At 73.5% G+C, this 12,757-nt stretch carries 10 protein-coding genes; 5 read left to right on the top strand and 5 right to left on the bottom strand.

Going from position 1 to position 12,757, the window contains the following annotated elements:
• Positions 1–85: 85 nt before the first annotated feature.
• The gene (locus WMF20_RS07230) at positions 86–1,000 is read right to left on the bottom strand and encodes a hypothetical protein (RefSeq protein ID WP_129573643.1); all 915 of its coding nucleotides are present in this window, start codon (positions 998–1,000) and stop codon (positions 86–88) included.
• A gap of 300 nt (positions 1,001–1,300) precedes the next feature.
• On the opposite strand from WMF20_RS07230, the gene WMF20_RS07235 reads away from it, so the two are divergent.
• From WMF20_RS07235 to WMF20_RS07245, 3 genes are all read left to right on the top strand, one after another.
• Positions 1,301–2,404: a hypothetical protein gene (locus WMF20_RS07235; protein WP_437611817.1), complete on the top strand. Its 1,104-nt coding sequence runs from the start codon at positions 1,301–1,303 to the stop codon at positions 2,402–2,404.
• Positions 2,405–2,545: 141 nt separating this feature from the next.
• A complete protein-coding gene (locus tag WMF20_RS07240) occupies positions 2,546–5,170 on the top strand; it encodes a HEAT repeat domain-containing protein (protein WP_437611819.1) in 2,625 nt (874 codons plus the stop codon).
• Positions 5,171–5,236: 66 nt separating this feature from the next.
• A complete protein-coding gene (locus WMF20_RS07245; protein ID WP_437611821.1) occupies positions 5,237–6,301 on the top strand; it encodes a HEAT repeat domain-containing protein in 1,065 nt (354 codons plus the stop codon).
• Positions 6,302–6,311: 10 nt separating this feature from the next.
• Here WMF20_RS07245 and WMF20_RS07250 read toward each other — a convergent pair whose 3' ends face one another.
• Together WMF20_RS07250 and WMF20_RS07255 are read right to left on the bottom strand one after the other, a co-directional pair.
• A complete protein-coding gene (locus tag WMF20_RS07250) occupies positions 6,312–6,947 on the bottom strand; it encodes a hypothetical protein (RefSeq protein WP_437617086.1) in 636 nt (211 codons plus the stop codon).
• Positions 6,947–8,023 (bottom strand): AAA family ATPase, encoded by a 1,077-nt coding sequence (locus WMF20_RS07255; RefSeq protein ID WP_437572038.1) that lies wholly within the window; start codon positions 8,021–8,023, stop codon positions 6,947–6,949. Before WMF20_RS07255 ends, WMF20_RS07250 begins: the two co-directional genes overlap by 1 nt.
• Before the next feature lie 79 nt (positions 8,024–8,102).
• Between WMF20_RS07255 and WMF20_RS07260 the strand changes: the two genes are divergently transcribed.
• Positions 8,103–8,555, top strand: a complete 453-nt coding sequence (locus WMF20_RS07260) for a hypothetical protein (protein WP_437611823.1) — start codon at positions 8,103–8,105, stop codon at positions 8,553–8,555.
• 58 nt (positions 8,556–8,613) lie between these two features.
• Here the strand turns inward: WMF20_RS07260 and boxB are convergent, their stop codons facing one another.
• Together boxB and boxC are read right to left on the bottom strand one after the other, a co-directional pair.
• A complete protein-coding gene (gene boxB, locus WMF20_RS07265; protein ID WP_437611825.1) occupies positions 8,614–10,053 on the bottom strand; it encodes a benzoyl-CoA 2,3-epoxidase subunit BoxB in 1,440 nt (479 codons plus the stop codon).
• Positions 10,050–11,789 (bottom strand): 2,3-epoxybenzoyl-CoA dihydrolase, encoded by a 1,740-nt coding sequence (gene boxC, locus WMF20_RS07270; RefSeq protein WP_437611827.1) that lies wholly within the window; start codon positions 11,787–11,789, stop codon positions 10,050–10,052. Before boxC ends, boxB begins: the two co-directional genes overlap by 4 nt.
• Before the next feature lie 88 nt (positions 11,790–11,877).
• Between boxC and WMF20_RS07275 the strand changes: the two genes are divergently transcribed.
• Positions 11,878–12,756, top strand: coding sequence for a shikimate kinase (locus WMF20_RS07275; RefSeq protein WP_437611829.1), 879 nt, complete (start codon positions 11,878–11,880; stop codon positions 12,754–12,756).
• Position 12,757: the final 1 nt, after the last annotated feature.

Here is a 12,757-nt window from a genome sequence, read left to right on the forward strand (position 1 = left end):
ATCTGAAATGCCCCTAGCAGCCGGGGCCCACAGCGTCAACGATGTCGGTGAGGCCGAGGGATCGGGGGAGGGGTGACGGGGAAGGTCAGGGGGCGGCGGCGAGCCGGCCCGCGTCGGCGGGCTTGACCCCGAGCGCCACGAGCGCGTCCTTGAGCTTGGAGCGCTGGAGGGAGATGCGGGTCGGCATCCCTCCGGAGATCTTGAAGGTCTCGAGGAAGTTCACCCCACTGTCGAAGCGGGCGGCGAAGGTGACGCTGTCGTTGTCGACGACGACGGAGATGGGCGCGCGCTCCTGCCCGATGAGGAGGAGCAGGGTCTTGTCGTAGGGCCCGCCTCGCTGGGAGGCGTCGACGAGGACCAGGCCTGGCTCGACGCGCTCGTAGCGGAGCGCGATCCGGCGGGTCTCGGCTTCCATGACGGCGAGCTCGGCGCCGGCCGCGTCGATGGGGGCCCAGAGCGACGGGTCGGAGAGGCCGGACGCGAGGTGCCGGACGATGAGGCCGAAGAGGGCCTGGTCGCGGGGGCGGGCGCGGAGGGCGCGGTCCATGCGGGTGGCCACCGGCCCCGGGACGCCGATGCGGGTGTCGATGGCGCGGGCGTCGTCGTCGCAGCCGGGGTAGGGCTCGACGCCGCCGCGCATCCACTTGGCGCCGCTGGCGAGGCCGTCGAAGTCGACGTGGCAGACGAGGGTGTCGACGCGCCCGGCGCGGGCGACGACCTCGGGGGTGATCATCTCGGGGCAGGCGCCGTGCTCGGCCTTTGTCGACAGGACGAAGCGGGGGTCGCCCGCGAAGCGCGCGTGGTGGGCGCTGTCGTGGTGGTCGACCCAGGCGGCGAGCCGCGGCCCGAGCTCCTGGATCAGGGGGAGCGTGACGGTCTCGAAGCTCTTGCCCCCCGCCTCGGAGGCGAAGGCGATGTCGAGCACGGCGACGTTGCCGCGCAGATCGCGGGCGCGGGGGAGCTTGCGGGGGGAGGCGAAGGCGAGATCGAATCCGTGCATGGGGTCGCTTCCGGGGAGGCGGGCACCGCCCCGCCGGGCTGCCCGGCGCGAGCCGCGTCGGGCGCCTTGCTCCATACACCCGAAATGGCGTAAGCGCTGCGGCGGAGGACCTTTCACGGGCGGGGCCTGAATGATCCGCTAGGATGATCCGACCAACGGCAGGGACGGCTCGGCGCTCCCGGGCGCGTTCCAGCAGGTCGCCGCCGCGCTGGAGGCCGGCGGCTCAGGCAGACGCGACAGGAGGGGACCGCGCCCGGGATCGCCGCGAGCGGGGCTGCCCGTGTACGTCGGAGGAAGTGGATGAGAAGCGACGTTCTGGGACTTGGTCTTCTGGCTGTTGGGGGGATGCTCTGCGGCGCCGGGCTCCCGGGCGCGCCGGCCGTCTCCGAGGCGAGGGCAGAGCCCGCTCAGGTGGCGGTGTCGGCCGCGCAGGCGACGGGCGCGGCGGTGCAGGCGGCGGGGGCGGCCGCGCCGGCGGTGACGGGGCCCGCCTGCAAGCTGAAGGGGACGGCGCCGGTGAGCAAGGGCGCCCGGCTCTACGACGCGCCGAGCGGCGGCCGGACGATCGCGAACTTCACCGGCGCGCTGGTCCCGATGACGCTGAGCGCGATCCCGGCGGACCCGCCTTCCGGCCGGGCGAGGCTGAGCACGTCGGACAGCGGGCCGGCGCTGCGGATCGACGGCTACATCGCGCCCTCGGACGTCGCGGCCTACACGACGCGCGACATCCCGGTCATCCAGGGGCACATCTGGATCTCGAGCGCGCAGAAGGTGAAGCTCGTCGCGGCCACGGGCGACTCGCTGCGCGCGGAGCTCTCGATCTCCGGGTCCGAGGGGCAGACGGCGCGGGCCTCGGCCTCGTGCGACGCCTTCTCGCTGCAGCGCGGCGTCCCCGCCAAGATGGAGGTCCCCGGCAGCGCCCGCGGCTACCTGATGAAGACGTCGACGATCGAGCTGTTCGATCGCCCGAACGGCGACGTGATCTTCACGCTGAAGATGCTGGAGGGGGCGGCCCAGCTCTTCTGGAGCACCGAGGCCAAGAACGGGTTCGTCCACCTGATGTCGCGGGGCGATCTCACGATCGACGCCTGGGGGCGCCTCAAGGACCTGGAGGCGCTGAAGAAGGGCGAGCTGATGGACCAGTACATCCCGCCGACGACAGCGGTGGCCGGCGCGCAGCTCGCGCTCGACAAGGCGCCGCCGATCGTGAAGGCGACGCGGTCGATCCCGGTGCGCGCGCGGCGCGACGAGAAGGAGAAGCCGGTCGGCGAGATCGAGGCCGGCGCGGAGATCTACCTGCTCGAGACGGTCGCGGGCTGGACGAACGTGCTCCCGAAGGCGCTCGGGATGACGCCGCCGGACGAGGGCGGCTTCTGGATCCCCGCCTCCGAGACGCCGAAGTAGCGAGGGCGCGCGGGCCCGCGGCGGAGCGCGGGGGGCCCGACCGGACGACGCGCCGCAGCGCGGTCAGGGTCGCTGCGGCGCCCCGCTCGAGGCGCTCAACTCTCGAGAGCTCGGCCGCCCGAGGCGACTAGGATGGCGCGCATGAGCCGTTCGCCGTTTCGTTCCCGGCGGCCTCGCGTCGGCGCCGCCGTCGGGGTGATCGCAGCCTCTTCGACCCTCCTCGGCAACGCCGCCGCGCAGGTCGCGCCCGTGGTGCTCCCGCACGCGGCGGGCCAGCAAGCGCTCGCCGTCCGCGTCGACCCCGGCGGCATCACCGCCCGCGCCTGTCCCACGAAAGTCACGTGCGCGCCCGACGGCGGCAAGGTCCTCGCCGTGCCGCCCGAGGTCGCGCCGCTGCTCGGCGGCGCGCGCGTCGTGCCGATCGCGCTGGCCGACGGCAAGCACCTCGCGAAGATCGAGGCGCCGGCCGCGGGAAAGCCGGCTCCCGCGAGCGCGCCGGGCGCGGCGGGCGGCAGCTGGGCGATGCTGGTCGCCGCGCCGCTCGCCGGGAAGGGGACGGAGCCGATCGTGCTCTGGAGCGGCTGGACCGGCGTCGCGACCGGGGAGCACGGCGAGGGGCGGAGCGACGCGGTGGTCGTGGAGCCGCTCGGCAGCGGCAGCCGCGTGCTCGTCGGGCAGCTGCGCGAGGACGTGACGATCTGCGGGCGGCCGGCGCTGGTCGGCGCGAGCGAGGTCGATCCCCGGACGATGACGCTCCTCAAGGGGGCGAGCTTCCAGAACCTCCCGGCGGAGGAGCGCCGCGCCGCGGGCAAGCTTGTCGCGGAGCGCCGCGAGGCCGACGCGGCGGCGCCCGCCTTCCGGCTGCTGCGCCCGACCGCGGCCTCGAGCGCGGTCGGCAAGCGCTTCGCGGAGATCGCCGACGGCGACCCGAAGACCGCGTGGTCCGAGGGGAAGGCGGGCGCGGGCCGGGGCGAGTTCGTGTCGTTCTCGTCGGCCGACGAGGTCGGGATCACGGGCCTCGGCCTGCGCATCAAGCCGCAGGACGGCGTCGACGGCGGCGCCGCGCCGCGGACGCTCTTCGTGGCGACGCCCGATCGGCTCTTCCAGGTGAGCCTGCCCGAGGACGCGTGGCTCAAGGAGCCCGCCGGCTACGAGGTGAAGCTCCCCGAGGAGATCAGGGCCTCGTGCCTCGCCGTCGTCCTCGACGAGGCGTATGCGCCGCGGGGCGCGGGCGACCGCGGCGCGCCGTCCGCGCCGGAGGTGCGCGTGACGATCGCCGAGATCACGGCGCGCACCGCGTTCGACGGGCAGGGCTCGGGGGCGCTCGTGGGCGCGCTCGCGGGCGGCGGCGAGCGATCCAAGGCGGCGGCGGCGCTGCTCGCGCGCAGCGGGCCGGAGGCCGTCGACGCGGCGATCGCCGGGTACGACAAGCTCGACGCGGCGGGCAAGCAGCTCGCTCGCGGCGTGATCGACACGGCGCCGTGCGCGGTGCAGATCCCGTTCTTCACCGCGCGGCTCGCGTCCGGCGCGGCCGCCGCGCGGTCCACGTCCGCCGCGCCAGGGCGCGCCCCTCGCGCGGCGGCGCCCGAGCCCGATCCGGAGCTCCACCACGCGCGCGATCGCATCCGCCGCTGCGGGCGCGCGGCCGCGCCGGCGCTCGCGGAGATCGTGAAGGGGGGCGCCGCCACGGCCAAGGTGGCGGCGGCCCGCGAGCTCGCGCTCGTGGCGCCGGCCGAGGCCATCCCGGCGCTGCTCGACGCCCTCGCCGGGGCGCGCGGCGCGACGCGGCGGGATCTCCGGGCCGCGCTCGCGCTGGCGGCGCGGAGCGAGCGGGCCGCGCCCGTGGTCGAGGAGGAGGTGCAGCTCGATCGGCTCCGCGCCCGCCCGGAGGGCGCGCAGCTCGATCTGCTGCGCGCGCTCGGGCCGGCGCTCGGGCGCGTGAAGGGCGGCGGCGCGGCGTTCCAGGCGCTCGCCTCCGCGGCGCCCGCGCCCTTCGAGCGGCGCTACCTGCTCCAGGCGCCGGCCGCGGCGCTCGCCCGCGCCGGCGAGGCGCCGGCGGAGGCGTACCTCCGCGCGTCGCTCCGGAAGGACGCGGACCCGCACGTGCGCCTGCGCGCCGCCGAGGTCGCGGCGGAGGTGCCGGCCCTCGCGCAGGATCTGCTCGCGGCGGCCTCCGACGCGGACGTGCGCGTGCGCGAGGCGGCGATCGTGGCGCTCTCGCGCGCGGCCTCCGCCGGCGCGAAGCTGCCGGCCGGCGCGGCCGAGGCGCTCGCGGCGCGGCTCGCCTCCGACCCGTGGACGTTCATCCGCGGCGGCGCCGCGCTCGCGATCGGCGCGATGCCGGCGACGCCTGCGGGCGACCGGGCGCTCGTCGGGGCGCTCGCCGACCCGTCGCCCGAGGTGCGCCGGCACGCGCTCGACGGCCTCGGCGCGCACCGGGCCACCGCGCACATCGAGGCCGTGCGCGATCGGGCGGAGGACAAGGAGGAGGACGTCGAGGTGCGCGCGCGCGCGATCCTCGCGCTCGGGGCGATGTGCGACGCGAGCTCGGTCGACCTGTGGACGCGGCTCGCGCTGCGGGCGAAGGCGCCGATCGGCGAGCGCGATCAGCGGCTCGGCTCGGCGGCCCTCGCGGCGCTCGGGGCGGTGCACCCGGCGGATCTGCCCGCGCGCCTCAAGCCGCTGCTCGACAAGGACACGCCCCACGGCCTGCGCGAGACGGCGAGGGCCGCGCTGGCTGCGGCGCCGCAGTGCCGCCGCCGCTGACGCGGCAGCTGGCAGCCCGCCAGCGATGCCCCCTGCTCTCTACTCTCCCATTGGCCAACGAAACGCATGCTCAGCCTTCACAAACTGGTTCGAGACGCGCTTCTGGACGACGCCACGCACTCCCCGACCTTGCGAGCTTGCCTCGAGCGGGACGGGACGCGCGCCTTTCGCTACTTCGACCGAATCCTGCGCAGTCGTGAAGCGTACGCCAGGGTCGGCCTCGACCTCACCGAATTCTCTTCGCTACTCCCCTGCGATATCTCCAGCCTGTCCACCGCGCTTCTGGTTTGTCTCTCCATGCAGCGCGACGGCTACCTGCGTCAGCGTGCCGTCTCCGCGCTCGCCGCCCGAGTGGAAGCCATCTCGCTAGCTGGCGTGGCAAACCGGATCGTCGACCCTGTCCCTCAGGTCGCTGAACAGGCGCGCGATGTCTGGACCTCTCTGCTGTCATCCTCGAGCGTTCGGCACCTGGTTTGGTGCCTCCCGCTCATCGACATGGTCATCAAAACGCCGCGGGGCGCGCGCTCCGGTGTTCTGCGAGACGTCGATCGCTCCATGTCCCGCTTCCCGGACCTGGCCGTCGCCGAGCTCGACCTCGCGACCCGTTCGCCAGACCAACACTTGCGCCTGAGCGCGTTCACTCACCTTGCTCGCTTGTTTCCGGACGAGCTCGCTCCGCGCCTCGCTCTGGCTCTCGAAGACGCGAGCCCTCCCGTCCGACTATGGGCAGGGCGGACCGCGCTCGCCGTCGTTCCACAGCACGAGCTGGAACCTCTTCTCCGGCTGCTCGCAGACAACCGCAGCCCGTCGCTCCGACTGCTGGCATTGCGTGAGTATCGTCGTCGCGCAGACGCTGACCGCATCGAAGCCGCATGCCTTGACGGCAACGCCAATGTGCGCTTCTACGCTCGACGCTACCTCCGCAAGCTCCATAGGCGCGTCGATCAACGCGACCATGCGCTCGCGATTCTCACGAGCTCCGCCGGGCAAACGGCGCAGCTCGTCGGCGCCCTCGCGGTGCTGTCAGAGTTCGGCCGCGAACAGGATCGACCTCTCATCGAGACGTTCGTCAGGGACAAACGCGCAAGGGTCGCTGCCGAAGCAGCTCGCACGCTTCGACTTCTGGGATAGCCCTTTCCGGCTATGACCGCACGCCACGGCCGGCCCGCCGCGGCAGCACAGCGCGCGCGCGCGCGAGCCACTCGCCGAGCGACGTGGCGTCCGGGGGCACCGCGTCGAGGTCGGCGTCCTCCGCGACGCGCACCATGGCGGCGCCGTCGTCCGGCATCATCCCTTTCGCCGCGAGCATCGCCTGCGCCCGGAGCGGCGACAGCTCCTCGGTCGCCTTCTCGCCGAGGAGCGCGAGGATCCAGCCCTCGAGCGCCGGCGCGGCCACGCCGCCGATCACCTCGGGCGGCGACGACAGGCTCGACGAGACGCGGCGGATGCCCTCGGCGATCGCCTCGCGTCGCGCCGGATCGCGGTCGATGTCGCGGGAGAACGCGAGGACGTCGCACCCGGCCTCCTTCGCGTCGAGGGCCGCGCCGAGCACGTGGTGCGTGTCCTCGTGGGCCGCGCCGCGCGCCTGGTACTTCCGGATGCTCTTCCACTCGCGGGCGCCGCCGACGACCCATCCGTTCGGCTGGACGCGCGAGAGCAGCGTGAAGAGCACGCCGGGGTGCTTGTCCGACTGGTAGGCCGGGGCTCCGGCGCGGCTGCCGAGCTCGTTTTCGCCCTCGCCGACGAGGAAGACCCGGGTCCTCTCGAGCGGCTTCATCACGGCCGCGCGCCTCCTCCGAGGAGCGGCGCCTCGTCCGCGCCGTTGGCGTAGCTGAGCCAGAGCTCGCCGAGCGCGTACACCCGCGCCCTGTCCTCGAAGCCCGGCGTGTGCAGGATGCGCGTGGCCCTCATCCCCTGCTCGCCGGCGCGGGTGATGACCGTGACCTCCTCGGGCTGGAGCTCGTTCACGACGAGCGGGCTGTGCGTCGCGAGGAGGACCTGGGTCTTCTCGGAGACGAGCCGCAGCGCGCGCATCACGTCGGCGATGCGCGCGGGGTGGAGCCCGTGCTCGGGCTCCTCGACGAGGAGCAGGGGCGTCGGATCGAGGTGCGGCAGCGCCGCGAACGCGAGGTAGTAGAGCATGCCCTCGCTCATCAGCGCCGCCGGCACGACGGCGCCGCCCTCGAGCTTCACCCCGATGGCCTTCGTGGTGGAGCTCGGGTTGGCGAGGTGGATGCTGCGCACGCTGGGAAACAGGCGGGTGAGCTCCGCGTTCAGCTCGATGTAGGCCGACAGGTCGCGGCTGATGACGGCGTCGTAGAGGGCCGGCAGGCCGGTGCCGCGCTCGTCGGCGAAGCAGAGCGGATGCCCGTCGGGGATCAGCGGGTGCGGGGCCCGCAGCGCGTCCGGGTCGAAGCGGAGCATCTGCGTGCCGCGCAGGGCCTGGACGATGTCCGGGGCGGGGCGCTCGGGGCTCGGACCGCCGCTCGCGTCGTCGTCCTCGTCCGCGTCGTCGAGCAACGAGGGGGGCTCCAGGTCCCTGGGGAACGACGTCGAGCGGACCCGCCCTGCGGCGTCGAGCTCCACGCGCCACGTCGTGGTCGCCGCCGACACCTCGAACACGGCGCCGCCGAGCGCCCTGCTCGCCGGGGCGCCGCGCCCGAGCGGGTCCGGCGCCGGCGCCCCGAGCGCCCGCTCGAGCACGGAGGAGAGGGTCCGGAGCGCTCGCAGCACGGTGCTCTTGCCGCTGTCGTTCGGCCCGATGAGCGCGTGCAGCGGCGTGAGCTCCAGGGTCGTATCCTGGACGCAGCCGTAGCCCTGGATACGGAGCTGCTCGACGTAGGGTCGGTCCATCGACGTCGACGCCAGCATACCCGCGCGCGCGCCGGCAAGAAACTTGGCCCGTCGTCGCCGGCCCCTCTACGCCGCGGTCATGCGCCGCCTCCCGTCGATCGCGGTCCTCCTCGTCGCGCTGGCCGTGCCCCTGGCCGGCGGCCTCGGCGCGCGGCACGCCAGCGCCAGCGTCGCCTACGCGTCGCCCTACACATTCGAGCAGACCTTCGGCACGGCGCTGCGCCTCGTGCGCGTCGATCTCGGCTTCAAGATCGTCGAGAAGGACGTCGCGAGCGGCTACTTGCTCTTCGAGTACAGGAGCCCGGAGAGCGGCGGCAGGGCGACGCAGGGCGCGATCGAGGTCGTGAACGGCCGCGCCGGCGTGCACGTCGCCGTGCAGCTCCCCGCGATGCCGCAGTACCACGAGCAGGTGCTCCTCGACGCCCTCGTGAAGAAGCTCGCCGCCGAGCACGGCGATCCTCCGAAGAAGGCGCCGCCGCCGCCCGCCGACTCGGGCGCGCCGCCCCCTCCCGACGCGGGCGCGGCCCCCTGATCGCTTCGTCCTTGCTCCCGCGCGGACCGCAGGCCCTTCGAGGGCCGGGCAGCTCGCCCTAGCCGCTGCGCCGCACGTACTCGAAGTCGACGGGCTTGCCCTTGAGCCCCTTCGCCGGCGCCGCGATCCAGTTCGCCATCTGCTTCGGATCGAACACCGGCTTCTCCATCAGGCTCTTCACGTACGCCTCGTCGCTCGCGGTCGGCAGCCACGCGTCGCGCTGGCGCTCCCACGCCTCCTTCGAGAGCGGGTTGCCGTCGACGTCGAAGTGGAGCCCCGCGTAGATCCCCGAGCTCCGGTGGAACCGCCGGCTCGGCAGCCGCAGCCTGAACGGTACGCCCGCCTCCTCGATCACCCGGTTCATCTTGTCGATCCCGCGCTGCGAGTCGCTCACGTACTCGTCGCGCAGCACCTCGTTCATCGCGTTGCGGAGCGGCACCTCCTCGCGCCGCCACCCGGCCACCGCGCCGCCCGCCGCCGCCACGGGCACGTCGAGCCGGTACACGCCCTCGACGGCCCGGTGATCCTCGTACGACTCCTCCTTCGCGCGGCCCTTCACGCTCGAGGCGAAGAACGACGCGGCGTTCGAGGAGATCTCCCCGCCGAACAGATCGAGCGACAGCGAGTACCAGAGGTTCAGGTACTTCTGCATCGTCGGCAGATCGACGCCGCCCTCGGCGCGCGCGTCCTCGTTCTTGTTGCGCTTCATCAGCTCGCACGTCCGCTGGACGACGCGGAGCAGGCCCGTCTCGCCGACGAACATGTGGTGCGCCTCCTCGGTCAACATGAACCGCGTCGTGCGCGACAGCGGATCGAAGCCGCTCTCCGCGAGCGCGAGCAGCTGGTACTTGCCGTCGCGATCCGTGAAGTAGGTGAACATGAAGAACGAGAGCCAGTTCGTGCACGGCTCGTTGAAGGCGCCCAGGATCCGCGGCTTGTCCGGATCGCCGCTCCGCCGCTCCAGGAGCGCCTCCGCCTCTTCCCGCCCGTCGCGGCCGAAGTGGCTGTGCAGGAGGTACACCATCGCCCAGAGGTGCCGCCCCTCCTCGACGTTCACCTGGAACAGGTTCCGCAGGTCGTAGACGCTCGGACAGCTCTGGCCGAGCAGCCGCTGCTGCTCCACGCTCGCCGGCTCCGTGTCCCCCTGCGTCACCACCAGCCGGCGCAGCATGTTCCGGAGCTCCCCGGGCACCTCCTGCCACGCCGGCTCGCCCAGGTGATCGCCGAAGCCGATCTTCCGGTCGGGCACCCGATCCGCGAGGAAGATGCCCCAGCGGTACTCGGGCATCTTCACGTAGTCGAAGTGCGCCCACCCCTCGTGGTCGACGCTGATCGCCGTGCGCAGGTAGATGTCGTCCGCCTGGAACCCCTCGGGCCCCGTCTCCCGCCACCAGTCGAGGAACTTCGGCTGCCACGCCTCGAGGGCGCGCTGGAGCTTCTTGTCCGACGCGAGGTCGACGTTGTTCGGGATCCGCTCTGAGTTGATGACCGCGCTCACGTCCGCCTCCAGTCGAATTCGGGGCGCTCCGGGCGTCCGTACATGGTCAGCGCGCCCCGCTGGCCCACCGCGTTGGGGCGCTGGAAGATCCAGTTCTGCCAGGCCGACAGCCGGGAGAAGATCTTCGTCTCCATCGTCTCCGGCCCGCAGAAGCGCAGGCTCGCCTCCATCCCGGTGAGCGCGTCGGGCGACAGGCTCACGCGCTCCTCGATCGCGAGCCGCACCTCGTCGTCCCAGTCCATCGCGTCCGGCGCGAAGGTGCAGAGGCCCTCCTCCAGCGCCTCCTCGGCGGACAGGAGGCCCGTCCGCTCCTTCAGCGCGGCCACGCGCTCCGGCGCGCCCAGGAAGCGCGACGCGAGCCGCGTCAGCCCGTTCGACATCGCGAGCGGACCGAAGCTGAGCGAGCTCAGCGCAACCGTCGCGGGAGACGCGCCCGACGCGTCGTCTCCGCCGTCCAGCATGTAGGACCGATCCGCCGCGAGGGCGAGCTCGAACAGGCTCCCGGCGAAGCACGAGCCCGGCTCGATCAGCGCGAACACGCTGCGGGCCGTGAGGTCGAGCCGCTTGAGCACGCGCCGCATGTGCAGCAGGACCTCCTTGACGAACCAGTCGTCCCGGGCCGCCCACAGCGCCTCGTCCGCGGCCCGCACCGCGTCCGGCGAGCCGACCGTCCGGAGGAGGACGAGGCCCACCGTGGGGTGGTTGAAGCGGAGGTCGAGGAGCGCGTCGTCGAGCTCGCGGAACGCGCGGAGCGCCCACAGGTCCGCGCCCGCCCGGCGCATCCCGGCGGCGTCCGACGGCCCCTCGCCGTCCGGCCCGAGCACGCGGATCTCCGCCGTCCGCGCGGCGCGGTCGACCTTCAGCGAGACGTGGCGGTAGTCGCAGGTCGACACGTCGCCGTCCTCGGCGCGCCGCGGCTCGAGCGGCGCGAGCTTCACCCCGGGCCCGGGCCGGTCCGGCGTCGCCGCCGCGAGCTCCGCGGCGCGCTGGGCCACCGCCTGATCGAAGCGGCTCCTCGGGATCGCGCGATCGACGAGCCCCCACTCCTGCGCGCGCTTGCCGCGCACCCCCTCGGCCAGCGTCGAGAACACGTCCGCGAGGTCGCGCCGCACCTTGCGCTTGTCCACGAGCCGCGTGAGCCCCCCCGTGCCCGGGAGCACGGCGAGCAGCGGCGTCTCCGGGAACGAGACGGCGCTGCTCCCGTCGTCGCAGAGGAAGATCTCCTCGCACGCGAGGGCGAGCTCGTAGCCGCCGCCCGACGCGACGCCGTTCAGCGCCGCGAGGTAATGCTGCCCGCTCTCGGAGCACGCCTCCTCCAGCGCGAGCCGCGTCTCGTTCGTGAACTTGCAGAAGTTGACCTTGAACGCGTGCGACGACGACCCGAGCATGTAGATGTTCGCGCCCGCGCAGAAGATCCGCGGCTGCGCGCTGGTCACGACCACCGCCTTCACCTCGGGGTGCTCGAAGCGCAGCCGCTGCACGATGTCCGCGAGCTCGATGTCGACCGCGAGATCGTAGCTGTTCAGCTTCAGCTGGTAGCCGGGCCGCATCGGCGCGTCCTCGTCGACGTCCATCGCGACGCGCGCGATCGCCCCCTCGAACGAGAGCTTCCAGTGCCGGTAACGGCCCGGCTCCGCCTCGAAGCGGACGGGCGAGCCCTCGCCGGATGAGCCCTCTTCCCGGGCTCTGGTCTGCGGCGAAGGCGCCGCGGAAGGAGAAGAGGTGGTCGCTTCCATACCGACGAGCCCACCACCGCGATGGCCTTCAGTCAAGCAGTATAGTTCTTGATGGATAGGCTATTATGAAATATATTGCACTATAGAGATGCCACCCCGCCAGACATCGCCGCGGGAGCGCCCCGGGCAGGGCCCGGAGGCCGCTGCGGGCGACGCCGGCGCGTCGCCGATCCTCGCGCACCTGGCCGGGCGGCTCCGGCAGCGGCGCCAGGAGCTCGCGCTCACGCTGCGCGAGCTGGCTGAGCTCGCCGGGGTGAGCGAGCGCTTCCTGGTCCTGCTCGAGAGTGGGCGGGCGAACGTGTCCGTGGTGAAGCTGGAGGACATCGGCCGCGCGCTCGGCACCTCGGCCGCCGCGCTGCTCGCGGCGGGCGAGCTCGCCCCGGAGGACGCGCCGCGCGGCCCGGCCTCCGGCGAGGCGGGGGCGGGCGGGGTCCTCGTCGCGCTGCTCGGCCTGCGCGGGGCCGGCAAGACCACGATCGGCGGCCGCGCCGCGGCGCGGCTCGGAGTGCCCTTCCTCGAGCTCGACGGGCTCGTGGCCGCGCGCGCCGGGATGAGCCTCGCGGCGCTGTTCGAGATCCACGGGAACGCCTACTACCGCCGCCTGGAGCGCGAGGAGCTCGCGCGGCTCGCCGACGCCCGCGCCCATGGGATCATGGCCACGGGCGGGGGCCTCGTGACCGATCCGGCGACCTTCGAGCGGCTGCGGCGCTGCGCGGTGACGGTCTGGCTGCGGGCGAAGCCCGAGGACCACTGGCTGCGCGTGGTCGAGCAGGGGGACGCGCGCCCCATGGCCAACCGGGCCGACGCCATGAAGGAGCTCCGGGCGCTCTTCCAGGCGCGGCGCGCGCTCTATGAGCAAGCCGACTTCGTGGTGGACACGTCGGCGCTCGGACTCGCCCGCTCTGTCGATCGCGTGGTCAAGATCGCTCGTGAAGCTGGTAGAAGGGACGCGACGCGCTCGCCTTGAA

Source organism: Sorangium sp. So ce834, assembly GCF_051521425.1.
Lineage (GTDB): Bacteria > Myxococcota_A > Polyangia > Polyangiales > Polyangiaceae > Sorangium > Sorangium cellulosum_D.